At 49.5% G+C, this 25130-nt stretch carries 19 protein-coding genes; 5 read left to right on the forward strand and 14 right to left on the reverse strand.

All coding sequences use genetic code 11. From position 1 onward, the window contains the following. Positions 1 to 141: 141 nt before the first annotated feature. Positions 142 to 438, reverse strand: a complete 297-nt coding sequence (locus D7Z26_RS04930) for a transposase (RefSeq protein WP_120975034.1) — start codon at positions 436 to 438, stop codon at positions 142 to 144. Positions 439 to 631: 193 nt separating this feature from the next. On the opposite strand from D7Z26_RS04930, the gene D7Z26_RS04935 reads away from it, so the two are divergent. Both D7Z26_RS04935 and D7Z26_RS04940 read left to right on the forward strand, forming a co-directional pair. Next, the gene (locus D7Z26_RS04935) at positions 632 to 1309 is read left to right on the forward strand and encodes a CAP domain-containing protein (RefSeq protein WP_120974937.1); all 678 of its coding nucleotides are present in this window, start codon (positions 632 to 634) and stop codon (positions 1307 to 1309) included. Between the two features lie 189 nt (positions 1310 to 1498). Next, the gene (locus D7Z26_RS04940) at positions 1499 to 1951 is read left to right on the forward strand and encodes a hypothetical protein (RefSeq protein WP_120974938.1); all 453 of its coding nucleotides are present in this window, start codon (positions 1499 to 1501) and stop codon (positions 1949 to 1951) included. Positions 1952 to 2020: 69 nt separating this feature from the next. Here the strand turns inward: D7Z26_RS04940 and D7Z26_RS04945 are convergent, their stop codons facing one another. The 9 genes from D7Z26_RS04945 to D7Z26_RS04985 form a co-directional block, all read right to left on the reverse strand. Then, positions 2021 to 3760, reverse strand: a complete 1740-nt coding sequence (locus D7Z26_RS04945; protein WP_120974939.1) for an RICIN domain-containing protein — start codon at positions 3758 to 3760, stop codon at positions 2021 to 2023. Positions 3761 to 3853: 93 nt separating this feature from the next. Then, positions 3854 to 4795 (reverse strand): peptidylprolyl isomerase, encoded by a 942-nt coding sequence (locus D7Z26_RS04950; protein ID WP_158602194.1) that lies wholly within the window; start codon positions 4793 to 4795, stop codon positions 3854 to 3856. A gap of 70 nt (positions 4796 to 4865) precedes the next feature. Beyond that, positions 4866 to 6914 (reverse strand): methyl-accepting chemotaxis protein, encoded by a 2049-nt coding sequence (locus D7Z26_RS04955; RefSeq protein ID WP_158602195.1) that lies wholly within the window; start codon positions 6912 to 6914, stop codon positions 4866 to 4868. Positions 6915 to 6937: 23 nt separating this feature from the next. Further along, the gene (locus D7Z26_RS04960; protein WP_407643485.1) at positions 6938 to 7783 is read right to left on the reverse strand and encodes a carbohydrate ABC transporter permease; all 846 of its coding nucleotides are present in this window, start codon (positions 7781 to 7783) and stop codon (positions 6938 to 6940) included. A gap of 6 nt (positions 7784 to 7789) precedes the next feature. Beyond that, entirely contained in the window at positions 7790 to 8674 is an 885-nt protein-coding gene (locus tag D7Z26_RS04965) for a carbohydrate ABC transporter permease (RefSeq protein ID WP_120975035.1), read from the reverse strand. A gap of 91 nt (positions 8675 to 8765) precedes the next feature. Further along, positions 8766 to 10148 carry an ABC transporter substrate-binding protein gene (locus D7Z26_RS04970; protein ID WP_158602196.1) on the reverse strand — a complete coding sequence of 461 codons (1383 nt, stop codon included), beginning with the start codon at positions 10146 to 10148 and terminating at the stop codon, positions 8766 to 8768. A gap of 225 nt (positions 10149 to 10373) precedes the next feature. Beyond that, on the reverse strand, positions 10374 to 12758 hold the full coding sequence (locus tag D7Z26_RS04975; RefSeq protein ID WP_120974944.1) for a glycoside hydrolase family 95 protein: 2385 nt from the start codon (positions 12756 to 12758) through the stop codon (positions 10374 to 10376). A gap of 29 nt (positions 12759 to 12787) precedes the next feature. Further along, complete coding sequence (locus tag D7Z26_RS04980) at positions 12788 to 14383, reverse strand: response regulator (RefSeq protein WP_120974945.1); 1596 nt, start codon at positions 14381 to 14383, stop codon at positions 12788 to 12790. Further along, complete coding sequence (locus D7Z26_RS04985; protein ID WP_120974946.1) at positions 14376 to 16202, reverse strand: sensor histidine kinase; 1827 nt, start codon at positions 16200 to 16202, stop codon at positions 14376 to 14378. Before D7Z26_RS04985 ends, D7Z26_RS04980 begins: the two co-directional genes overlap by 8 nt. Before the next feature lie 88 nt (positions 16203 to 16290). Here D7Z26_RS04985 and D7Z26_RS04990 point away from each other — a divergent pair, with 88 nt between their 5' ends. Next, positions 16291 to 17175 (forward strand): AraC family transcriptional regulator, encoded by an 885-nt coding sequence (locus D7Z26_RS04990; protein ID WP_120974947.1) that lies wholly within the window; start codon positions 16291 to 16293, stop codon positions 17173 to 17175. A 327-nt stretch (positions 17176 to 17502) separates the two neighbouring features. Next, complete coding sequence (locus D7Z26_RS04995; RefSeq protein WP_120974948.1) at positions 17503 to 18795, forward strand: glycoside hydrolase family 27 protein; 1293 nt, start codon at positions 17503 to 17505, stop codon at positions 18793 to 18795. Positions 18796 to 18871: 76 nt separating this feature from the next. Here D7Z26_RS04995 and D7Z26_RS05000 read toward each other — a convergent pair whose 3' ends face one another. Continuing rightward, positions 18872 to 20236 (reverse strand): MATE family efflux transporter, encoded by a 1365-nt coding sequence (locus D7Z26_RS05000; protein ID WP_120974949.1) that lies wholly within the window; start codon positions 20234 to 20236, stop codon positions 18872 to 18874. Between the two features lie 149 nt (positions 20237 to 20385). Here D7Z26_RS05000 and D7Z26_RS05005 point away from each other — a divergent pair, with 149 nt between their 5' ends. Then, the gene (locus D7Z26_RS05005; protein WP_158602197.1) at positions 20386 to 21267 is read left to right on the forward strand and encodes a helix-turn-helix transcriptional regulator; all 882 of its coding nucleotides are present in this window, start codon (positions 20386 to 20388) and stop codon (positions 21265 to 21267) included. A 110-nt stretch (positions 21268 to 21377) separates the two neighbouring features. Here the strand turns inward: D7Z26_RS05005 and D7Z26_RS05010 are convergent, their stop codons facing one another. The 3 genes from D7Z26_RS05010 to D7Z26_RS05020 form a co-directional block, all read right to left on the reverse strand. Next, on the reverse strand, positions 21378 to 23015 hold the full coding sequence (locus D7Z26_RS05010; protein WP_233566623.1) for an ABC transporter substrate-binding protein: 1638 nt from the start codon (positions 23013 to 23015) through the stop codon (positions 21378 to 21380). 125 nt (positions 23016 to 23140) lie between these two features. Then, entirely contained in the window at positions 23141 to 24040 is a 900-nt protein-coding gene (locus D7Z26_RS05015) for a carbohydrate ABC transporter permease (protein ID WP_120974952.1), read from the reverse strand. 27 nt (positions 24041 to 24067) lie between these two features. Next, entirely contained in the window at positions 24068 to 24934 is an 867-nt protein-coding gene (locus tag D7Z26_RS05020; protein WP_233566624.1) for an ABC transporter permease, read from the reverse strand. Between the last annotated feature and the right edge of the window lie 196 nt (positions 24935 to 25130).

Genomic DNA, 25130 nt, shown 5'->3' on the forward strand with positions numbered 1-25130 from the left:
TTTCCGACTTTAGAGTCATCATAGGGCGAGCGGAACGATGCGAAAAGTACCAACAATTTATAGTACCGTGGCGTGACAGCTATTCGTTCCAAAAAAAAAGACGACTCGCCGGATCGGCAAATGCGTCTAATAATGGAGTTTTTACTTCACCTTTTCCTCCGCAAACTCGGGAATTGTCAGCAACAGAAGCCGATAAAGGAAAAATACGCCAAGGTAAGCGCCCGTTGCTAGAAAGAACGGATTAAGAAAGACAGCATGGATCGTCGTCATGAATACGATGTGGTCCCTGATGATCTTATACACGGATATCGCGGCGATATTCCCGAATATAAGCCCGGCAATAAGAGCGGCAGCATTAAACGCCGCACGATAATGAGCCCATTTGTTTTGTACGTAAATCATCAGCACTGGAACCGCTATGCTCGCTAGAAATATCATGACCGACACGGAATTCACCTCTTCCCCAGTCTTGACTTCTTATCGCGGAAAAATTCGTTTTTCCGTCCTAATAGCAAGAAGCCTAAGCTTGAACATTAGGTTTCCTTCATAAACGACACCTCGTCATAATTTGCTGTTACCATGCAGGTAAGCAATCCGTACGGATTGCGCACATCACGGCAAGGAGGACATCATGAGGAAATCGTTATTAGCCACTATGGCGTTATCGTTGTCATTGTCGATTGGTTTTGCGGCAGGAGGACAAGCTCACGCAGCTGCGCAGCCGATCAAAACCTATTCGTCGCCTCCCTTCACCTTTTATAAAGCCAGCGCGGGTGACACCCTTTACTTCATCGGCAAAAGATACGGAGTAACCGTTAATACGCTCATACACTTAAACCCGGGGATCAACCCTAATAAACTATATGTAGGCCAAGTCATCAAGCTGAAAAGCACGGGGAATGGGGCTGTCAAACCTGCTGCCAAACCTGCCACTCCAGCGAAGAGCAGCTTTGAACAACAAGTCGTCAACCTGGTTAACCAATACCGCGTCAAAAACGGATTAACGACGCTTAAGGTTTCGGCACCGCTTGCGGCCATGGCCAAGGACAAAGCGATCGATATGTACACGAATAATTACTTTGACCACACCTCGCCGACGTACGGCTCTCCGTTCCAGATGATGAAATCTTACAAAATCTCTTACGGCTACGCGGGCGAAAATATCGCTATGGGCCAGAAGACGGCGCAAGAGGTTATGAACGCTTGGATGAACAGCTCGGGACACCGTGCGAACATCCTGAACGCAAATTACACCGCCATCGGCGTCGCCTACTATAAAGGCGAATGGGTACAAGAATTCATCGGATAAACAAAGAAGCCTTCTCTCCCCGGTTCCAACTTGGAGATGAAGGCTTCCCTTTTTTTCGAGTATCGCACATTTTTTTTACAAAAACACTCATAAAAATCACTCATAGTATAACAAACTTTTCAATACACTTTATTTAGAATGGATACCGGATCAAAATAAAGGAACCTGAAGGAGTATGTTATCCGCGGAATGATTAAAAACGATATTTATGCGCAAGCAACGCTGACATTGAATGTTTCTTTCCGGATTACGGCCAGAAGTAAAACGCACGCTTTGGAGATGGCGGCATTCCAAGTTAATAAGGAGAATATTCTTTTGGATTGGATTCAGTTGGAGAACATCCAAGGCATTAAAGAAATACTTAAAGTCGAATGCATTGAATCTATCCTTTGGACTCAAGTTTATTCTACCGAATATAGCAATCAATTCAAGGTGGCCGGGTCGATTCGCTTAATGCTCCGTAAGGATACAAATAAGGGCAACCTCACGAAAACCGCCTATCGGCTCCCGCGGTCTACTATTCAAGAGAAACCGATCTGGGTACTCCCGACATCGTACGAACCGATATTCACCCAAGTCTTGCATCAATCGTTAGAGTGGAACTCAGAGTCCAGAGAATCCAAAGAGCTAATAGAAGCTTAATCATATAATAGAACGAAGAGGCTGTCTCAAAAGTATTCACTTTTGAGACAGCCTTTCCCATGTGCTTGCTTATGGCGTTATCGTCCACTGCTGATTGGTGGCGGGACTGCTCGAAGTCATCCATTGCACGACGTTCGCCCCATCCGCGGTCGAGGCTTGATAGACGTCTAACGCCTTACCGCTGTTGCGGTTAACGATCTTATAGTAGCTACCGACCTGTTCGATGCTCCATTGCTGGTTCGAACTGCCGGAAGACCCCGATGCCGTCCATTGCACGACATCTCCTCCATCAGCGGTGGAAGCTTGGTAGACGTCCAACACTTTTCCGCTGTTTCGATTCGTGATCTTGTAATAACCGCTTCCTACCGATTCTATTTTCCATTGCTGATTCGCGTTTCCGCTCGTCGTCCATTGGATGACATCGCCTCCGTCCGCGGTCGAACCTCCGCTTACGTCAAGCGCTTTGCCGCTGTGGCGGGCGATGATCTTGTAATAAGTATTCGGATCCCAACTGCCGCCGCTGCCACCCGAGCCATCTCCAGGTTTGATTACCAGCTGATATGCGGAATTCGCATTTAAGTTATTCACCGTTAATTGAACGGAGCCGCCCGATACCGTGTAGTTGTTGCTCGAGATCAAATAAGTTCCGGAGGACGTAGTTTTGTTCGAATTATCTACGCCCCATACTTCAACCTTGGTAACTCCGCTCGTCTGCAACGCGGAAGGAATTCTTGTGAGGTTAAAGTCCAAGCTACCGCTTCCGCCTCCGAAGATGACCGCGGATAGCTTCTTGCCGCTATCATAATAACCTAGCCCTTGCATGGCTCCGTTCTCCGAAGGAGGCGTGACGTTGATCGTATTCCCGGAGAATCCTCCGTACCATTGGTACAGGTACCAAGCGCCCGATCTCGTCTGGGAAGGTGTCAGCAATTCGTCCAGTTGCCCTTCCATGAACCAATAGGCTAGGCCGGCGTGAACTTTGCTGTTCTCGAACCGCGCCATGTATTGCGTCATTTTTCCCGGGTTGCCGAGCTCGGTGCTTTTCCCGTATTCGTTAATCGTAATCGGGCGGGCGGAGATGCCAAGGGAGTTCTCGATGCTCCGATAATCATTGTAGCTGTAATACCAGGTGCTCGTCGTATCGTCCAGTTCGTGCCAACTCGTATAATCCGGTAGCACGTTATTCGCTTTGGCGAACGTGAAGAAAGAACGGTAAGCCGCGCTATTGTAATGTTCGAAGTTCGGACCTACGATCTTCGCACTGGGATCGATCGAACGAATCAATTGAAATACCGTCTTCCAGTCGTTCTGGAAATTCGTAAGCTTGGTACCGGAGTTGCCATACCAGATCCAATCCGGTTCGTTAAACGGCACGTAGAGAAATTTCGTCCTGTTCGCGTTATTTTTCACTTGATTGGCGATCGTCGTCACTTTGTTCAAGTAATCCGAGAAAGTATTCGGATAAGGCCACTGCGCATAAATATCCTGCATGTAAATCTGAACGTATTTACCGCCCGTTCTGAACCATTTGTCTGCCACGACGAACGCATCGCCTCCGGAATGCTGCAAGCCTCCGGGAGCCATCTGTCCGGTCATGTCAAGTGAATTAAGCCCGGTCAAGTTGGAATCCGAAGGGGTCGAATTGTCAGCGAGCCCATAGAGGAAGCCGGTTGCGCCATGGAGCGGGGCACCGGTGGACGAGCCTAGATCGGCGGTCATGACGGGATTAGCCGCGAAGCTTGCCGACGGCAATACAAACAACAAACAGGTGAAAAGCGCCAGCGTAAATACCAACAATCTTTTCTTCATTAGAAAACCTCCGCTTCTTAATTAATGAATTGCCTTTCGTCGAAGCCTATCAACGCTCCTCTCCCATGCCTCACCCCCTTTCAAACTCTCTTATTAATCGAGATTAATAATCAAGCCGGGCAGCTCTTCGGACATAAACTTGGCCTCTATGCTCCGGACGTAACTTTCCTTGAGCATTTCTGTGGCTTCGTCATAAGTAATCGTGGATTTTCGGTTAATCCTAATCACGTAATAGCCCCCTTCCGCTTCGAGAGGCTTGCTTATTTCATTCAAGGGCAGCATAAGAATGTCGTCGTGAATATCCGAGTCGATCTCATATAGGGGAACATCGGTAAGGAGTCCTTTTTCACCACGGGTTACGGGCAGATCCGAATATTCTGCGGCGAGATCCGCGAAGCTTCCTCCGTCCCTCAACTTCTCGGCGACTTCTTCCGCACGCGCCAAGGCTTCCGCTTTCGTACGGATTTGCGAATCTTTCGGCACATTTGCAATGAAGATTCGGTTCAGATCGAATCTATCGAAGTAATGCCGGTCGGCGTTCAACTTATAATCCCGCTTCAGATCCTCGATTTTTAAGGTGCTTTTCAAATACAGATCTCCATAAATTTGATTCTCGTAAAATCGGATCGCCTCGGCTTCCGTCAGGCGTAAAGCAAGCATACGATCTTGCAAGCTTTCTCCGTTCGAACTGAAGATTGACGCATATTGCTTTTTGAACTCTTCCCATTGTTTTTCCGCATTCGCTCGTTGGTCCCCCCTCTCCATGTTTCTGCCCCGTGCCGCCAGTATCTCGAATGCGATATTTTGAAGCACTGCCGTCCTATTGAATTTGGGATCTTCGAGTTGACCGGCAATCCCCGGCGTATAGAGCTGCATGATCCTGAGGTAAGCATCATGCTCCTTCTTCCCGATCGTGCCCCCTTCATATTCGGCTATCGTCTTGTCATCCTTGGGCAACCCTATCGAAAGAGAAAAAATCCCGACTACCGCTATCGCGCAAAAACCGACAACGATTCCGACTTGCCGTAGCTTCACTGAATCCTCCCCCTTCAGGAAAGCATTTATTATATTCGTACAATAGTTAGCTTCTCTGTTATTTGCTATTCTACCTACGAGAACGAGACTGCACCTCGTCCTCGATCGTAAATTCGGAGATTTCCGCATCCAAGTCGGACGCTAAACGTTGCAATCTTACCGCCAGCTCTTGAAGTCGGCCCGATTCCGATACTTGTTCATCGATGTTAGCCGATACTTCTTCGGTCGTCGCCGCCGTCTCTTCCGCGATCGCGGATATATTCCCGATCGTCGAAATCGTGTCCTCCTTGGAGCGCAGCACGCGCCTTAGCGATTCGTTTACGCCCCCTAAGCTTTCGGATACGTTGGCCATCGAATGAAAGATCGTCTTGAAAGATTGTTCCGTATTCCGGACGGCTTCTAGTTGCTGCGCGAGAATCGCGCTCGCATCGTTCGCGTCTCTTACGGTAGCTTCCGTTTTTCCTTTTATGGCGTTTACGATATCGTTAATCATTTTGGCGGATTCGATCGACTGTTGCGCCAATCTCTTCACTTCGTTCGCGACGACCGCGAACCCCTTGCCTGCCTGCCCTGCCCGAGCTGCCTCGATCGAAGCATTGAGCGCCAGAATATTCGTCTGAGCGGATATCTCGAACATGATTTTCGTGATCTTCTGGATCTCGTTCATGTCTTGATCGAGATCATTAATGTCCGCAATGATCTTCGAAGATACCGCGTACGTTTCTTTCGTTTTCTCGTTTAACGTATTTACGGATACGAGCGCTTCTTCGCTAAGCTGCTTCGTGTCCGCCACGATATGGTCTACTTGGACATTCTGTTCCTCGACCCTGGTAATATTGTCGGATAGCAGCTCTAATAATTGGACGCCTTCGGATATGTCGTCCGCTTGTTTCGTCGAGCCGATGGCGATGTCTTGAATGGTCTCCCCTAGTTGCAAGGAGCTTGCATGGGAACGCTTGACCGAAGTCGCGATTTCTTCCGAGCTATGTAGCACGTTCGAGGCGGACGCATTGACTTGCCTAACGAGCACGCTAATATTCCCGAGCATATCGTTGAAATTCGAGATCACGTCGGCGATCTCGTCTTTGCCGGAGTCCGCTACCCTGAGGGCTAAGTTGCCGCCCTTCGCCCCTTTCATCAGCCTCACCAATTTCCCTAACGGAGACGAAAGGCTATTCGTTATGGCGAACGCCAATAACACCGCAATAACGGCGCAGATCGCAACGCTCCATACGATTGCGTTCCGAATACTGTTGGATTCCGATTGAAGAAAAGAGTATGGAATAGCGGCTACGATTTTCCAATCAGAGCCCGTGATCGCGGCCGCGGCTACGAGCTGCTTACGATGATCGATCAAAGAATCGAATAAAAGCTCGGAGTCCTTAAGCTTGCCAACGAGCTCGTCGCTTCTGAAGATTTGTCCGAACAGCGATTCCGAATCATTGCTCGCAATGACGATCCCTTGCCCGTCCAATAGGATCATGGACGATCCCTCGCCGATGCTCACGTCGCGGATCGCTTCCGAGAAAAGTCCCGGATTAATGAATAAGATGACTTGTCCAAGCTTGCTTCCGTCATCCAAAGATACGATATTTCTGGCTGATACCAACTGGTCGGATCCATCCGCGGCTTTAATGAGCGCCATAATCATTTGTCCCTTGGAATCGTCCAGCCGGGACTTGATCGTCGCGGCGCCTTCTTCCGATATCGTCTGCGACCGGGCTTGCGTCTGCCCGATGGTCTCGCCGTCGCTGATCGCAATGAGAATATTTGAAATATAGGGACTAGCGGTCATTTTCTCCGACAGTAAACCTGCGATCCGCTTATTCCGTTCCAACTGCTTAAGCTCGTCGACATCGGCGGATTGTCCGATTCCCTTCTGAACGTCGTTGGAAATATAGATCTCTTTCATAATCGAGTCGAATTTAAGCACTTCCGAGCTCAAATTGTTACCGATTTGATTGACCAGCTCCAAAGAATAAGAGGTCATTTTCGACTTGATCGCGGCGCTTGACTTGTGAATGGAAAGATAACCGGTAAACACGAGAGGAATTAATGCAATGCACATGAAGGATACGATGAGCCGCGTCCGAATGCTAACGAGTCTTAGAAAGTTCACGTCGTCATACCCCCTGAGCATACTTAACCTTTCACGGCAGAGCCTACGGTCAAGGCTTTCTCTACTTGATCGCCGAGTACAAGATAAAGGACAATCATCGGAATACTCGATAGAACCATCGCGGCACCCATAGGGCCCCATTCCGTCGAAAACTGTCCCGAGAAGGATAATAAGCCTGTCGGCAAAGTTTTGTGCGCCTGATCGGTAATCAAGATTAACGCCAGCGGAAATTCGTTCCACACGCTCAAGAAAGCGAAGATCGTAACGGTCGCAACTGCAGGCTTGACCAAGGGCAGCATGATTTGCATGAATATGCGATAAATATTCGCGCCGTCCATATAAGCCGATTCCTCGATTTCCACCGGAATCGTCCGAAAGAAGCCGTAGAAAATTAAGCTAGAGAAGCTCAAATTAAACGCAACGTAAGGTACAATCAAAGCGCTATAGCTATTCGCGATCCCGATATCCCTCATCAGGACGGCTAGCGGGATCAAAATGACTTGCGTAGGAATGAAAAGACCGAGCAACAAATATGAATACGTCGCGCCTTTTAAGCGCCATTCCAATCGGGCTGCCGCATAAGCGAACATGAGTGAGAACGCCAGAATGAAAACGATCGAGGCGACGGAAACGATAAGGCTGTTCTTGAAATAACGCGCGATATCGAATTGCGTAATGGCTTGAACGTAGTTATGGAAACGCAGGTGCATGGGAAAGCCTAGCGGATTCGTATAGAAGATTTCGTCGTTATTCTTCAGCGAGAAAAATAATAGATACACCAACGGGTACAGAGAGATAAGGAAATAAATCCATAGGAACGACTGGAACAGTACGCTTCTAGATTTGCCTAGTATTTTCAATACGTCCACCTTCAATCAATAAGTGAGTCGTTCGCGGGCGATAAATTTGTTGATGATCAGCGTAACCAGAAGACATTGCAAGACGAGAGTAACGGCGATCGCGCACCCGTAACCATACTCGTCCAATCGGAATGCCGAACGGGTCATCATGTATGTCAATGTGTAGGTTGACGTCCCCGGTCCGCCCTTCGTCATGATTTGCATGTGGGCAAAGGCGTTTAATCCGGCGTTAATGCAGAAGATCAGACATATTTTATAGGTTTCCGCAAGAAGAGGAATCGTTATTTTCATATGGGTTTGGAAAGTCGTAGCCCCGTCGATTTTGGCCGCTTCGTAGAAGTGTTCAGGAATGGACTTGGCGCCCGCATAGATCAACGCCATCTGATAGCCCATCGATTGCCAGGAAGAAACCATCGTCACGGCTATAATCGAGGTGACGCTCATGCTGGATAACCAGTCTTGCCGATAAGAAATGCCCAGCAACTCGAATAATTTGTTAAACAGACCGTATTCCGGGTTATACATCGACAGCCACAACTGGCACACGACGGTTACCGATAATACGACGGGAATAAAATACGCTCTGCGTAGGGTATTTCTGCCGAAGGTCTTACCGTTAAGAATCGTTAACGCCATTACCGTTCCCAATCCTAGCTGAAATACGGTCAATATTAGCGCGAAAATAAATCCGTTACGCAACGAGGTATAGAACAAATCGTCCTTAAACAGTCGCGAGAAGTTTCCAAAGCCGATAAACGTTCCGGCCGTTATGCCATCCCATTCATAGAAGCTCTTAAGCAACGTGCTGATGAGCGGGTAAGCAACGATCATGCTGAAAGTAAGTACGGCCGGCAGTACGAAGATAGATGTAGCTACAGGGTTATTCTTAAAGTTTCTCATCTCGCCATACACCTCAAATCGTCTTCTAGCTGATTAGGGAACGCGCCCGATAAACGAACTGAGCGCGTCCCCTTCATGCAAACCCACTATGTTATTGCTTCGTCTCTGCTTGGAGCTTATCTACTTCTTTAATGAAGTCGGCAGCGCTTTCCCCTGCAACCAGCTTCTGCAGCAATTCGCCGAAGCCCGTCGCGAATTTCTTGTTAGGCAAGGAATGTTCTACCGTGCCTTCCACTTTGTAGCTTGGTTTGTTAGCCAGCAGCTTCTTCGTCATTTCGGGCATTTCAATTTCCGAAGTCAACCCTTCCACGCTGAACGTCGAGTCGATGCGTCCCGCTTTGACGAAGTTGCCTTGAGCGATTTTCTCGGTAAGAGCGATCGCGATTTGACCTGCGAGCTCCGGATTTTTCACTTTTGCGGATACGGCGATACCGCCCATCTCGGCTGCGCCCGGTCTGTAGTCTTTGTTCATATCTTCCTTGCCGGCATCTGTAGTCGGATACACGTCCATGAAATCGATATTGCCGATATCGGCTCCGAAATCTTTGACCATTTCGCCGATATCCCATTCACCGTTAATCAGCATGGCCGTTTTCCCTTGATGGAACATGGCGCGGGCAGTATCGTAGTCGGCGGATGTCGCGCCTTTTTGGAAAATACCCGCTTTGATGAGCTCCGCCATTTTGCCTATGGCGTCAGCCATCGCCGGATCGGATGCCTTGATCTCTCCGTTGCTCAGAGCGAGCATGCCTTTCGGATGAGCTCTCATGGCGAACATATCGAAGAACGCGCCGATCGGCCAAGCTTCTTTGGCGAAGATCGGAATCGTCACGATGCCTTTCGCTTTGAACGCTTTAACGGCTTCGAGCAATTCCGGATAGTTCGTCGGAATTTTCACTCCGTTATCCTGGAATACTTTTTTGTTATAGTAGAGCGGATCGATACCGGCGCCATTGTATGGAATGGCCCAGATTTTGCCGTCCGTATATTTCAATTGCGTGTCGATCGCATTCTGCGTCATTTTAGTTTTCGAATCAGACGCCTCCCATGCCGACGTTAAATCCAGAATCGAACCCGTCTGGATAGCGGAGTCGAAATGCTGCGGCTGGATGTTGAAGAAATCGGGCAAGTCGCCGGTTGCGATTCGAGCTTTCAAAGCTTCGCCGTTATCGTTCAATTGCGGCGTGATTTCGAAAGTAACGTTCGGATAAAGCTTTTTCAACTCCGCGATCGCCCAATCCGCAGGAGCTTTCTCGTCATCCGTCGAGTAATGGATTTGAAGAGAATAAGTGATCGGCTCGGCTTCCGGGGAAGCGGATTCGGATGGCTTGGCGGATGCCGAGCTTGCCGGAGGTTCGCTGGATTGCGCAGGCGGAGAAGAAGCATTGTTCTTATTGCTTCCGCAAGCCGCTAACAGGACAACAAGCATGACGGAAAGAATTGCGGAAATCGATTTTTTAACGTTTTTCGACATGTTCTGACTTCCCCCTTGATTTGGTAAGGTTATTTTGAATCTGTTTTCATTATAGATTTTGAATTTATCGCCTTGAAGGTAATATCCGGGCATTAGCAGGCACTTTTCAGGACAAAACGGCGCAAAACGGTCCCGCAAAGACATCGAAACTCCCCTCATAAGAGAACGCCGACCATGCCGCCCCCTTCGCGGAGGAGCTGGTCGGCGCCCGTTATTCCATCAAGCTTATGGTTGTTCCTTGCTCCTTAGCTTATATATGCCGCCCCGGACGGTATCGAATCGAATGATACCGCTAGAGTCCGTATGCGTCTGGACAAGTCGACCCTCAATCTCTACCTCCAAAGGAGAGTCCGCCAGAACTTGGCATAAGCCTCCTGAACTCGCCTCTACTTCCGCCTCCTTCACCTTGCCATGTTCCCAAACGATCGAAACCTCGAATCCGCCCCTAGCACGAGCGCCTTTAACGAAACCGGTCGACCACTGTTCCGGCAAAGCAGGAAGCAAATGAATGTATCCTTGATGCGATTGCAAGAGAAGTTCCGCGATCCCTGAAGTCGCGGCAAAATTACCGTCGATCTGGAATGGAGGATGCGCATCGAAAAGATTGGCATAAACGCCTCCCATATGATAGTTTTCTTCCGTATCGTCTTCCACCAGTTGGAGCAGGTTGGATAGGAGCCCAAGCGCCCGGTTGCCGTTGCCGAAACGAGCCCATAGTCCGACTTTCCATCCGAGGCTCCAGCCCGTCCCTCCGTCTCCGCGACGGTCAAGCGAGCTTTCGGCAGCGGCCATGAGCTCGGGCGTTTGCCGCCGGGTCAATTGACGGCCGGGATATACGCCGAAAAGATGGGAGACATGCCGATGGTGCCGGTCTTCATCCTCGAAATCCTCGGACCATTCCTGCAATTGTCCGTAGCTTCCGATCTGCATCGGATATAATCGGCTACGCGTACTCTCCAATTCCTCTCGGAAACTTTCATCTACGCCGAGAATGCCTCCGGCTTCGATCAGATTGGTGAATAAATCCCACATCAAGGACATGTCCATCGTCGAAGCGATACTGACTCCCGACAAGCCGTCGGCCGTACGGAATTTATGCTCCGGAGACGTGGAAGGCGACGTGATCAACCGTCCCGTACCGTCGTCGTGCAACCAATCCAGGCAAAATAACGCAGCTTCTTTCATAACCGGATAAGCCTGCTCGCGCAAGAACGTCTCGTTCCTGCCGAAGGCGTAATGTTCCCAGAGATGCTGACATAACCATACTCCGCCCATCGGCCAAAGCGCCCAAACCGCATCGCCGTGCCCGTAGTCTCCGACTGGCGATGTCTGACACCAAATATCGGAGTTGTGGTGCGCCGTCCATCCCTTGGCTCCGTAATGGACTTCCGCGGTTTTCTTGCCGTTGATCGCCAGCCTTCCGATTAAATCTAGTAACGGCGTATGACATTCCGCGAGATTACAAGTTTCGGCCGGCCAATAGTTCATTTCCGCGTTAATATTCAACGTCCAATTGCTGCTCCAAGGCGGGCGCGTTTCTTGGTTCCATATGCCCTGCAGATTCGCGGGTTGAGTTCCGGGTCGCGAACTGCCGATCATCAGATAACGGCCGTAATGAAAAAGCAGCTCCACGAGACCGGGATCACGAGCGCCGAATTCTCGAATACGCGTGTCCGTAGACAAATCCGAAGGAGCTATTGCCTTTCCCAAGCGAAGCTCCATGCGATTAAATAGCGCCTGATGATCTTGAACATGCCGTTGAAGCAAAACCTCATAGGGAAGGCGCAACGCTTTCTCCAGGTGAGAGGCGGCTTCGATGGTCGGATTCTTGCCTTCTCTCCCCGGAGAGCGATCGTAACCGTTGAAGCTCGTTGCCGCGCTGAAACACAAGGTTACGGCCGTAGCTCCCAAGATATGCATTCCGTCCCGGTTACATTCGATACGGCCACCCTCTAACCTTGCCCCCAATCTCCCTTCGAATCTCATCGTTTCCGTCGTCTCGGGATTGCCGTAGACGATCGGACGATCGGTTTCATAATAATTGGGATCGACTCGTTCCGGCGCGAAGCCCTTTAAGACGATCTGATCGAGCTCGACTCCGGTTTCATAACGCAGCGGACTTTCCAGCCTGGCATGTAGGTTCAACATGCCGGGTTGGCTTGCCTCAAGCCGTAGCACGATCGCTTGATCGGGAAACGAGGCGAACAGTTCCCGCGTATAGGTCACGTTTCCGACTCGATATTCAACTCTGGCGATCGCCTCGTCAAGATGTAGCGACCTGCGATAAGACTTAACCAGTCCGCCATGGTCGAACTTCAAGAACAAATCTCCAAGCGGCATATAAGACTGCGTATAAGGGCCCATCATTTTTTTGCTTGCTTGATCGGCCTCCGCGAATTTCCCTTCTGCCAGCAACCGTCGGACCTCAGGGAGAACTTCCAGCGCGTTAACGTTGTCGCGGTTATGGGGCGATCCGGACCATAACGTATCTTCGTTCAATTGAATGCGCTCGACTTCCGGACCCCCGAAGACCATAGCCCCTAAGCGACCGTTACCGACCGGCAATGCTTCCGTCCATCGGCGCGACGGCCGATCATATTGCAATTTCAATGTAATCTCTCCTTTGGAGTGGATATCGTTCAATGTTTTACTTTTTTGGCCACGTACTCGCTAGGAAGAATTCCGCAGTATTTTTTGAATACTTTACTGAAGTAGCCCGCGTCGCTGTAACCGACCCTCTCGGACAGTTCCTGCATTTTCATGTTGTCCGTATCCATGAGCAGCTTTGCTTGCTTCATCCTCACTTGCGTAATGAACTCGGCGATATTCATGTTGAATTCCTTGGAAAAAACTTTACGAATATAACTGGAATCCAGATGCAAATGTTTGGCGATATTCTCGACGCTAAGCTCGCTATCCACATAATGTTCTTCGATGAATTCTTGGACGTTGCGGGCGATCTTCTGTACCCTCGATACTTTCTGCTCCCGGTAATGGCTTATCGTTTGTCCGAAGAGCTGCGACAGCCATTGGAAAGATTCGTCCAACGACGCGATTTTCTTGATCTGCTGGTAGGGGCGGAAATCGTCCCCCAGAATCGTTTCGATATTGCCGCCCATTTCCGTAATGTACGACAAACACATGGAAACCACGCTCATAATGATCGCATACGTGAAATCGACCGGAAGCTGATGGGATTGGATGTGCGCCTTCATTCGATATAACGCCTGATGAGCTTCGTCGTGCTCATGCCTGCGAAGCGCCGACAACAGTTGCTCGTTCAAGATCATCGGGTAAAAGCCCGATCCCTTATTGCTCTCCATAATCGCGCCGTATTCGATGACCCTTCCGTTACCAAGGATGAGCTTGTTCTGCAGCGCGATCGCCGACTCCGAATACGCGTCTCTGATTTCCGCAAGCCGGTGAACGATCCGGGAGACACCTACGGATACCGTAAACCGGAAATACTTCGCCACGTAATCGCAAAGCGTAGCGTAACTAGAATGATCGAACTCCTCAGCCTCGTCCGCGCGATTGAATCTTTGAATGCAAACGATGCGGCCTTCCGGACCGTTAAAAATCCATTTGTCGCTTTTGTCCTGCAGGATATCGCCCATCACGTTGGCCACAGCGAATTTCCATAGGGAAATTTCCCGATGCTTCGTCCAAAGCTGATAAAGATGATCGATGTCGATGGACGCCACCGAATAATATTGCTCGTTAAGCAGCGTTCCCTGTCCCTGGAAATGCCGGACGAATTCTTCTTCCTTCGCTTCGAACTCCCCTTCCAGCAACGCGTTAAGCAGCCGTTCCTGCGCATAGAAGGAATCGTCCTTAGCCCTGGCGGTTTCCTCTTGTTTCTTCTGCAAGATGAATTTGAATTTCAGCAAGGTCGACAGCATTTCTTCTTTCTTGAACGGCTTCAGAACATAGTCTTCGACCCCTAGCCTAATGGCCTTGCGCGCATATTCGAATTCGCCGTACCCCGTGACGAGCGCGATCATCATCTCCGGGTACTTCATCTTTAATTGCTCGGCGACGCGAATTCCGTCCATAATCGGCATATTGATGTCGAGGAGCGCAATTTGAGGACGCAAGGAGTCGGCTAACTCCAGCGCTTCCTCTCCGTTCCTGGCTTGCCCGCAAATTTCGAAGCCATGCTCCCCCCAGTCCACGAGATGGTAGAGATAATCCCGGAAAACCGGCTCGTCATCTGCGATCAATACTTTAATCATGGTCCACCGCTCCTTCCTTCTGAGGGATCGTAAGCGTAATTTCCGTGCTTACGTCCGGCTGGCTGCGAATATGAATGCCGAATTGGTCTCCGTAATAAAGCTTGATCCTCTCGCTCACGCTTCTAAGGCCGAATGATCGTTCCGACGTAACGCTCGCCGGATCGTTCCCCATCTGCTCCAGTTTCTCTCTCTGGAAGCCTACGCCGTTATCGATGACTTTCAGAATGACGTTGCCTTCTTCCAAATAACCTTTAATTACGATTTGGCCCGAACGCATGCGCGGCTTAAGACCGTGGTAAATCGAATTCTCGACGAGAGGCTGAAGCGTTAGCTTCATGATGGAATAATCCAGAATATCGTTATCCGCCTCGATGCGGAAATCTAAGATATCCGAGTAACGGGTTTTCTGGATAAACAAATAGTCTTCGGCGTTTTTCAGTTCCTCCCGGATGCTTATGATTTCCTTGCCGTTACTCAGGGATATCCGATAATAATCGGCCAGCGCTTTGGTCGTATCGGCCGCCAAGGAAGTCTTGCCTTGTTCGCATAGAACGAAAATCAGATCCAGCGTATTGTAGAAAAAGTGAGGCTTGATCTGGGCTTGAATTAACGCAAGCTCGTACTCTCTCTTCTTTTTCTGCTCGGCCGTAACTTCATGTAATAGATTTTTGATTTTCCCGATCATTTCGTTAAAGGTAACGGAAAGAATACCCGCTTCGTCATTGGATCTGATCTGGCTCGACGTATTCAAATTGCCTTCGCGAATTTGCTTGGCCACTTTGGTCAACTGCACGATCGGCTTGGCGATATGCCTGGATAGAAAATTCGAAACAATCAAAGCAATCGCGATGCAGATCAAGCCGACGATAATGATCGTGATGGAGTTCGTGTATTTGTCTTTCGTGATGTCGTTTACAAGCACTTGCTTATACAAGATCCAATCCCGCTCGGGAATTTCCTTCTTCATGATCAAGTAATCGTCGCCGCCCTCGTTCAATCGAACGGAGGTAGACTGATCCTTGCCCAGAATCCAGTCGCTCATTCGAGGTTCCGATATCTGCTTTAGCAACTTCGCTGCGTTTTTCGTGGCAATGATTTTCCCCGTCCGGTCGGCGATATAAAATCCGCCCTTGCCTTGTTTTCTCTCTTCCGGGAAGATCGAGGATATCGTGCTTTCCTTAATATTCATGATCAGAACCCCTAGGGTCTGCCCCGTCTGGAAGTCCACGACTCGTTTGCCAACGGTTAATACCGGATTAGGGCCAGTAACCAAGTAATCCCTCGTCGTCATCGGAAACCACATCGTATCGGGAATGCCCGGACCCTGCAGTTTTCGAACCATATCGCTTTCCAACGCTTTGTCGAAATTGTCACCGAGCCGGGTGTTGGAAACGTATACATTATTCTGATTATCGATGTAGGCGATGGACTCGATATCCTTAAACGCCCTTAGATTGTAGTCGAACTCGTAGACCAGCTTATTTCCTAACCTTACGTTCGGATAAGCTTCTTGGGAGCCACTTCCCGGTTCCTCCGATCGGGGCTCCCCGATTCCAAGGTCCTCGTAGATCAAATTAATGTTCTTAACCAGCAATAACGTACTGGTTTCCCCCGTCTTGAGTATGCTTTGAATTCGCGTCGCGATAATGCTCGACTCGCCTGCGATATTATCTTCCGTTCTTTGCATCGACGATTGCGTGAAAATAGAGTTCGACGTAAATATGACGACCAAGAGAGGCAATATCACGATGGGAATGAATACAACGTTGATCTTTTTGCGTATGAGCATGTTCCGGTACTTCTCGAAAAATCTGTTCATGCTTGCCACCTCTTCCTCTATGCGGTTTGCCGTTTTGAGATTAACATAGACTTATGAGTTGAATGGCTAGCGATTAGGAGTTGACCCTATGAAAACCGACCAGAATAGAGGAACCTTCGGCTTTCGATTTAACGAGCAGCCCCATCTTCCGTTATGCTATTTATTCGCCGTAGGGAACGAATGCGTCCATGACTGCTCCTATCACTGGGATGGCCTCGTCCGTTCGGATGGTCCTCTCTTGCTCTTTCAATACACGACGAGCGGCGAAGGCGTTTTTGAAACGGGGGAAGACAGCTATCGGGTTCCTCAGGGGAGAGCATTCTTAGCGGAAATCCCCGACAACCATCGCTATTATCATCCGGGAGGCAAGCAGCCTTGGGAGTTTTATTTCTTGCTCATTCGACCCGGGTTAATCCTTCCGTTATGGGAGCAAATTAAAGCAAGCAAGGGACCTGTCCCTTTCTTGGATTCCGGAAGCATTCCCATTCGCATGCTGCGTGATATATTCGCCGAAGCCCAAGCCGGAAGGATCACGGATCCTTATCTCGCATCCTCTTACGTCTATCAATTCATTACGGAGCTCAGTAGAGCGTCCGCGACAACGAACAGAAACAAGGATGGATGGCCCGACTCCATCCAAGAAGCCGTGCAATTCATGGATGCCAACTATTTCCGTATGATCGGACAAGATCAGCTGGCGGAAAAACTAAAGCTATCCAAATTTCATTTGTTGCGAACGTTTACAAAATACGTCGGCGTAACGCCCAACGATTATTTGAACCGAATTCGAATGGAGAAATCCATTGAACTTCTTCGGACGACGGATTGGAGCATCGAGCGAATCGGTACGGCTGTCGGTTATTCTACCGGCAGTTATTTTATCAAAGTCTTTCACAAGTTCACCGGGCAGACGCCTGGTTCATTCCGGTCCGGAAATCATAGCCTTCACTACAATCGACTGTTCTTCGATTAATATCATATCGTAATTATATTCATTAATCATAGAGCAATTTAGTGCTATTGATTGAACTAAATTGCTCAAGACATAGATTGGATTAAACTCCGCAATAATACCCAAATATTAAAAGCACCGAACAGAAAGTAGAAACTTCGTTGGTCGATGCTTTTTAACTACTCCTTTTCCCCTTTCATCGCGCACACCGTCATGTCTTCAGCTATTCCGATTGTATTTATAGAGCAATTTTGTGTTATCCAGCAATCTAAATTACGGTAGAAAATTAATATAATAACGAACTATGATGAGAACAGAAAAGCAACTTTATCCAATAAGGAGCGTCTTATGAGCCATCTACATTATGCGCCAACGCCGCCGATGGGCTGGAATAGCTGGGATTGTTACGGAGCAGCGGTAACGGAGGATGAGATTAGAGGGAATGCCGAGTATATGGCGGCCCATTTGAAAGAGTATAGTTGGGAGTACGTTATCGTCGATATCCAATGGTATGAGCCAGGGGCCAACTCCTCGCTATACCGTAAATACGTTCCGCTGGAGATGGACGAGTATTCCCGGTTGATGCCAGCCGTTAACCGATTTCCTTCCGCCGCGGACGGAAAGGGCTTCCGTCCTTTGTCCGACTACGTTCATAGCTTAGGCCTTAAATTCGGCATCCATATTATGCGGGGAATTCCAAGACAAGCCGCTCATGCCGGTACACCGATCAAGAATTCAACGGCCACCGCAAGGGATATTGCCCATCCGAATTCGATTTGCCCGTGGAATACGGACATGTACGGAATCGAGGCTGCGCAAGAAGGTGCGCAAGCTTATTACGACTCCCTATTCGAGCTCTATGCGGAGTGGGGCGTCGATTTCATCAAGGTCGACGATATCGCGGCGTCCAAGCTGTACGATACGCATCAACCGGAGATCGAGCTCATTCGCAAGGCAATCGACCGTTGCGGACGTCCGATCGTGCTTAGTCTCTCGCCGGGACCCGCGCCCGTGCAGTTCGGTGAATTCCTGAAGGAGAACGCGAACATGTGGCGCATGACGGACGATTTCTGGGATTTGTGGGAATTGCTCCTGGACATGTTCGATCGTTGCGAGAAATGGCAAGGCAAGGCGGGGAACGGAGCTTGGCCGGATTGCGACATGCTTCCCCTTGGTCATATCGGCATCCGGTCCGTGGATGGCGGCGGAGCGGATCGTTGGACCCGGTTTACCCGTGACGAACAAGTGACCATGATGACGCTGTGGGGAATATTCCGTTCTCCCCTATTCTTCGGCGGAGAACTAAGGGATAACGACGAATGGACGAATTCGTTGCTTACGAACCACGACGTGCTGGGCATGCATAGGAACAGCTTCGGAGCTCGGCTCGTCAGCCGGGAAGGCGACCGAGTCGTATGGGCAGCTGACGGTCCGGACGGCGAAAGATATGTCGCTTTGTTTAATACGGGGGAATCAGAATTAGAAGTTTCCGTAGCGCTTTCGGAGCTTAAGCTTGAGGGTTCTGTTACGGCGAAGGAACTGTGGACGGGGAAGGATCTCGGACTTGTTGATGACAAGCTATCCGCTTATGTCGCACCGCATGGGGCTGTTCTATATCGCTTGAGCCGAACGAATTCATAATACGTTCCTTTCAACGAAACAAAGGGAGAAGCCCTTTCGACATGGCTTCTCCCTTCGTTCGCGCCGATATGATCTTTCAAGAAGACAATTGTTTCCGACTATAATAAAGCGATTTATTTCGTTGTTTCCATCGAAACAGGAATGCGCCGCTACGAACGGCTTCGTCCGCCAGCAGGGCGAGAAACACCCCCATTAATCCCCATCCCGCCATTTCTCCCAACACGTAAGCGCCGCCTGCGGAAAATACCCACATCCCGAGCACGGAAAATGCCGCCACGAATCTGGCTTCCCCGACGACGTTCAGCGATCCGGAAATGCAGTACCCGATCACCCTTAACGGTTGATAGCCGACGAAAAGAGCCAGGATAGGCAGGGAAATTTCCTTGATTTCCGAATTAGAGGTGAACAGGGAAAGAATCGGCGTCCCTAACAAATAAACCGCCGCCGAGACGAGCAAGCACAATCCCGTCCCGATACGAATGGCTTTGCCCAGGCTTCGTTCCACCTCGTCGTGTCTGCCGGCTCCAAACAGCTGTCCGACCCGAATCTGCAAGCCGCCTCCGATAGCCGAAGCAATCACCCATATGAATTGCTGAGTCGTCTGAATATAAGTAAACGAAGCAAGCGATGTCGCCCCCATCCGGGAAACGATAGAGATCAAGATGACTTGCGAATAGCCCCAGGATATTGCGGTTACGGATACTGGTACGCCGATCCGCATCACTTCGCGAAGCAACCCCCGATCGATCGCAAACCATTCCTTCGCGACCCAATGAGGACGGAAAGTCCGCCACAACAACCAGCCCGAAATCGCCAGAGCCGCGATCCGACTTATTGTCGTCGATAAAGCCGTACCTTGGATACCCATCTCGGGAAAAAAACCTATCCCGAAGATAAGCGCATAATTGAGAACGAGATGAAGCCCGTTCATGCCGAGCGTAATATACATCGGGCTTTTCGTATTCCCGGTGCTGCGAACGACCGCATTGATAACGGTATGCAGCAGAACGATGATCGTATTCGCTCCGACTACGGTTAAATAAGACTCCGCGAGAGGTACCACCGAATCAGGCGTATGCATGTACCCGAGAATAGCCGATGATCCGAACAGAAATGCCAAGCTCGCCACGAGTCCCATTACGAAATTCGCTTGAACCGCAAGCACCGCCGTGCGGCGAGCCTGATCCTTGAGCCCGCCTCCCCATTTTCTTGCGACGACGACGCCGATTCCCGCATTAATCAGGGCGAATATCGTGATCCCCGATACGATCACTTGGTTGGAGACGCCGACGGCGGATACCGAGTCGTCCCCGAGACGGCTGACCATGACCGTATCCACGGCTCCCATCAAAAACTGAAGTAACATTTCAATGCCAATCGGCCATGACAGATGCCATAAACTCAATCTATTCCGTTCATCTCGCTGCGTAGGGTCTTGCATTTCGAAACTCTCCTCATCTTGTCATCCACATAGATGTGTTCGGACGCGACGATCTATGCTACGCTAACATCATAGTAGGTTGGGACCGATTTGTCTTAGCGCTTATTGTCATTGATTTGTCCGATCTTGCGATTATGGAGGGCGCGCGAATGAGAAAAGATTTATGGGAAAACACGCAACTCGCGGACAAGGCCTTCCCCTTCAACGTATTCCATACCCGATTCCAGGAACAAGACTTTCTTCAACTGCATTGGCACGAACACTTCGAAATGATCCTCGTCGAACGGGGTTTCGCCACTTTACATATCGGCGGCAAACCATTCGATGCCAAGGCGGGCGATGTGTTCCTTATTAATAGCGGGGAGTTACATGCCATTTACCAGCCCGGCGATTCCTTTACTTTTTACGCCATCGTCTTCCATCCCTCCCTCATCGGCTTGCAAACTTCGGATCTCTTAGAAACGGATCTCGTTTCTTCATATTCGAACGGCAACCGCGCGTTCGTCAACCGCCCGGACCCGAACGACGCACACTTCGCATTGTTTCTCCAAACGTTGAACTCCCTGATCATGGAGTTTCAGTTGAAGGAAACGGGTTATGAGCAAGCCGTTAAAGCGCTCGTGCGATTGTTGTTCACATGGAGCCTTCGTTGGTATGCGATGGAGCTCTACCCGGACAACCAAATGGGCGCGTACAAACAAAAAGCAGCCCGTTTCAAGGATCTGCTTCGGCACATCGAAGTGCACTACGCCAATAAAATCACGTTGGAGCAAGCAGCTTCCATCGTGCATCTCAGTCCTTATCATTTCTGCAAAGCATTCAAGAAAATGACGGGGCTTACCTTCGTTCAATTCGTTAACCAATATCGGGTTCAGGAAGCGGAAAAGCTGCTTCGGAATACGAGTCTATCCGTTACGGAAATCGCCGACCGAATCGGTTGCGCAAGCATCAACGGTTTCTCCAAGCTGTTCAAGCAGCATCGGGGAATGTCTCCGAACAAGCTTCGGACCGCCGAACAACCCCCTCGCTAGCATCCCGATATTCCATTATCGGGCGGAGCTTTCAAAAAAGCGTTGGCCCGGGCATTCGCCTGGACCAACGCTTCTTCATGATCGCACTGATTTTATTCCGCTTTAACCTCTTATTTCCCCTTCGCGGCCAAGAAGGCAGCCGCTTGCGTCTCGACTTCTGCTTTCACTTTATCGATGCCGGCGGCTTTTAATTTCGAAGCCAGCGTAGCGTATCCGGCATCCACGTCCTTCACGACTCCGATGAAGAGCGGGCTAGCGTATTGCGTCGATACGTTCTTCAAATTCGCGATCTCGGATTTGACGCTCTCCGAGTTAAAGCTGAAGCCCAGATAAGTAGGAGGAAGCAAATAATCTTTAACTTTTTTATTAAGCTCGACATAGGAATCGGACCATGTGTCCCAAGGCTTGAAGAAGTCTTTGTTCACGAACCAGAAGCCCGCGGCATCCGGCGGATACGTGTTATTCTCGGCCGTCGTTCCTTCCGGAAGCGTCAGCTTGCCGTCCGCGGTAACCGCGTAGTTCTTGCCTTCGATGCCGAAGTAGACGAGGTTCACGTAAGCTTCGTCTTCCATGATTAGATCCAGTGCTTGCAAAGCGCGCTCCGGATTTTTGGAGTTGGCGGCAATGGCGATCCCGTTGTTCAACCAGCTGTTCGATGGCGCATGCCCCGTCGGGGACAAGCCCGGAATCAATTGAACGTCGATGCCCTTGGCAGCGCAAGCGCTAAGCGTACCTTGAAGGTCGATGGAATTCCCGAACGCGACTCCGGATTTACCTTCGCAGAAGTTATCCTTGGAGCGCACTTTGTTGGCATATGGGTTTTTGTTCACATAACCGGCATCATACCATTTCTTCATCAATCCGGTCGCGTATTTCTCGGCGCTGATGAACGGTTCATCCATCATGCTGACGATTTTGCCGGAAGGATCTTCATTGTCCGTAGACACGCCAACCGCCATTGGATCTCCGGAATCGATCGGCGCGCCCGGATAGGCGATTTTTTCTTGCAGCAAGTAACCCCAAGGCGTAGGCAGATCGTATTGGGAATCCAAGTTCAGCGGAATCATGTCTTTATAATCCTTTTTGATTTCCGCAAAGTACGGCTCGAGCTCGGAAAATTTAGTTACGTTGGTTAATCCGGCTTTGGCCAAAATATCTTTGCGAACGACGGCCGCGTTAACTTTGCGATCCGGCGTCGACGTCGGGATCATATAGGACTTCCCGTTTACGATAGCCGCTTGCATCGCCTCCGGCGGAAGCTTTGCGTTGTGCTTAGGCATATACTTAGCCAGCATCGAGGAATCGATCGGCAAGAATGCGCCTTTCGTGGCTTCGGAAACATAGAAATTCCAGTCGGCTGCGAAGACGAAGTCGACGTCTTCTCCGGAAGCGAGAATAAGCGGATATTTCGAAGCTACGTCTCCCCAGCCGATATAGTTCAATTCAAGAGTTGCGTTAATGTCCGCTTTCAGCTTCACGTTAAGAGCCGAAAGTACATCCGGCATTCCCTTCGGGGCTTCGCCCAGCAAGTAACCTACCAATTTGACTTCCTTGGAATTATCGGGCTTATCATCCGCAGGAGCAGAGGCAGATTCAGAAGCGGATGGTGAAGCGGAATCCGTAGCTTTGGCGCTCTCGCTGGGAGAGTTGCTCGCTTTGTTGTCGTTTTTACTGCAAGCTGACAGGATTACGGAAAGTACAAGCATAAGAGTCAGAATCGGCAGCATTTTTTTTCTAATCGTTTTCAAATGAAACCCTCCCATGAATGTATACTTTTCAATGACGCTTCTTGCGTTTTCTCTATATACAAATCCCCCGGGCCCGAGGGAACTTATATCGAAAGTAAGCTTACCGATCGCGATCGCTCGCTGGATTAACCCTTCACGGCGCCGATCGTAATTCCGCTGACGAAATACTTCTGCACGAACGGGAATAGCACGATAATCGGTCCCGTCGCGACGACCGTCATCGCCAGCTTAAACGTTTCTTTGGGCTGATCGAGATTCGTCACGTGCTGCGACATGGCAGCGGATAAATTAATAGACGATAACATTTTGTACAGCAAATATTGCAGGGGGATCAAATAATCTTTATTCGTGAACATGAGCGCCGTCCACCAGTCATTCCAATACGCCAACGCCGTGAAGACTCCGATGGAAGCTAGCGCCGGCTTGGAAAGAGGGAGAACCATCTGCAGGAATATTCTTAAGTCGCCCGCGCCGTCGATTTTGGCCGATTCTACGAGCGGCTCGGGAACGGAACCCCGGATAAAGCTGCGAAGAATCAAAATGAACAACACGTTGAACATTGGACCAAGAATTAACACGGAATACGTATTCTGAAGGTGGAGGTTTTTGCTTAGCCACAAGTAGTAAGGCGCTAATCCCCCATTGAATAACGTCGTGAAGAACAGGAAGAAGGCTAGCGCGCTGCGATACTTGACTTCTTTGCGGTAGAGCACGTAAGCCGTCATCGTCGAAATGAATAAGGATACTGAAGTTCCCACTACGGTCAACAAGATGGACACGCGGTAACCGGAAAGGATGTCGTGCGGATATCGGAAAATCGCGCGATAAGCATCCAATGACAGTTCCCGCGGCCAGAACCAGAATCCTTCTTTAAGCACGGAGCTCTCCGAGGAGAAGGAGCCGGCAATGAGCACGATAAAAGGGACTAAGCAGACAAATGCGATAATCCCGACGATGAGATAAGTAACCGTCGTAAACAACGGAGAGCGATCCAATTTACTATTGCGTGCCGTCATGTCTTTCATGAGGACTTCACCTGCTTTTCCTGGGAATTAGAACAAGGCTTGTTCTTTGTCGTACCGTCTCACCAAATAATTGGCGAAGAGGATAATCGCAAGCGTCAAGACGGATTGATAGAATCCGACCGAGGAAGCCATACCGAAATCCAAGCTCCCTTGCAAAGACCGGAAGACAAGCGTATCGATAATGTCCGTCGTATCCATCAACGTTCCGTTATTCCCGATCAGTTGGTAGAACATGTCGAATTCTCCGCGCATGATCCGGCCAAGGCCGAGCAAGATGAGGATGATCATCGTAGGTTTAAGCAGAGGAATCGTTATCCGAGTTATTCTTTGCAATCTATTCGCTCCATCGATAGTAGCCGCCTCGTAGATTTCCTGATCGATGCCTACGATTGCGGCCAGATAGAGCACGCTGCCATAGCCCACCCATTTCCATACGTAAAGGAACGGAAGAATGAAATACCAATACCAGGTCGTAGAATAGATGTCGATAGCCGACAGATGGAATGCATCGAGGATTTTGTTGACGATTCCATACTCGTAATTCAAGAAGTTGTAGACGAATGCGGTAACCGTGACCCATGAAATGAAATAAGGAAGAAACATCATCGATTGGGCCATTTTCTTGAACCATTTCTTCTGGATCTCCGCGATGAATATCGCAGCCGTGATCGAAAACGCCGTATAGCACGTTAGGAAAATGACGTTATAGATGACGGTATTGCGCGTAACGAGCAGCGCTTTACCCGAAACGAAGAAGTAGTGAAAATTATCGAAGCCGTTCCAAGGACTTCCGAAAATCCCGCTGCGATAGTTGAAATCCTTGAATGCCATGACGATTCCGGCCATCGGAATATAAGCGAAAATAATGAAGTATACCGCGATCGGAACAAACATCAGGTAGAGTATCCGATTCCTTATTAACTCCCTGATGAAGCCGCCTGTCTTGAGTCTTTCATCGTCGCGAGGGACTATCCGAGTTTGTTTCCGAGTTTCAGTTGCCAAGTCCATCACCATCCGTATCTGTTCTCTCTGCTAATGCTATATTTCATATTGTATAGCGTTTTCATAAGCGGACATATCGGATAAAGTT

It is taken from the genome of Cohnella endophytica (genome assembly GCF_003628305.1).
GTDB classification, from domain to species: domain Bacteria; phylum Bacillota; class Bacilli; order Paenibacillales; family Paenibacillaceae; genus Cohnella; species Cohnella endophytica.

Coding starts and splice junctions, on each gene's coding strand:
- D7Z26_RS04930 (WP_120975034.1), bottom strand. CDS start 438: ATGATATTTCTAGCGAGCATAGCGGTTCCAGTGCTGATGATTTACGTA.
- D7Z26_RS04935 (WP_120974937.1), top strand. CDS start 632: ATGAGGAAATCGTTATTAGCCACTATGGCGTTATCGTTGTCATTGTCG.
- D7Z26_RS04940 (WP_120974938.1), top strand. CDS start 1,499: ATGATTAAAAACGATATTTATGCGCAAGCAACGCTGACATTGAATGTT.
- D7Z26_RS04945 (WP_120974939.1), bottom strand. CDS start 3,760: ATGAAGAAAAGATTGTTGGTATTTACGCTGGCGCTTTTCACCTGTTTG.
- D7Z26_RS04965 (WP_120975035.1), bottom strand. CDS start 8,674: ATGAGAAACTTTAAGAATAACCCTGTAGCTACATCTATCTTCGTACTG.
- D7Z26_RS04970 (WP_158602196.1), bottom strand. CDS start 10,148: ATGTCGAAAAACGTTAAAAAATCGATTTCCGCAATTCTTTCCGTCATG.
- D7Z26_RS04980 (WP_120974945.1), bottom strand. CDS start 14,383: ATGATTAAAGTATTGATCGCAGATGACGAGCCGGTTTTCCGGGATTAT.
- D7Z26_RS04985 (WP_120974946.1), bottom strand. CDS start 16,202: ATGAACAGATTTTTCGAGAAGTACCGGAACATGCTCATACGCAAAAAG.
- D7Z26_RS04990 (WP_120974947.1), top strand. CDS start 16,291: ATGAAAACCGACCAGAATAGAGGAACCTTCGGCTTTCGATTTAACGAG.
- D7Z26_RS04995 (WP_120974948.1), top strand. CDS start 17,503: ATGAGCCATCTACATTATGCGCCAACGCCGCCGATGGGCTGGAATAGC.
- D7Z26_RS05000 (WP_120974949.1), bottom strand. CDS start 20,236: ATGCAAGACCCTACGCAGCGAGATGAACGGAATAGATTGAGTTTATGG.
- D7Z26_RS05005 (WP_158602197.1), top strand. CDS start 20,386: ATGAGAAAAGATTTATGGGAAAACACGCAACTCGCGGACAAGGCCTTC.
- D7Z26_RS05015 (WP_120974952.1), bottom strand. CDS start 24,040: ATGAAAGACATGACGGCACGCAATAGTAAATTGGATCGCTCTCCGTTG.
- D7Z26_RS05020 (WP_233566624.1), bottom strand. CDS start 24,934: ATGTTTGTTCCGATCGCGGTATACTTCATTATTTTCGCTTATATTCCG.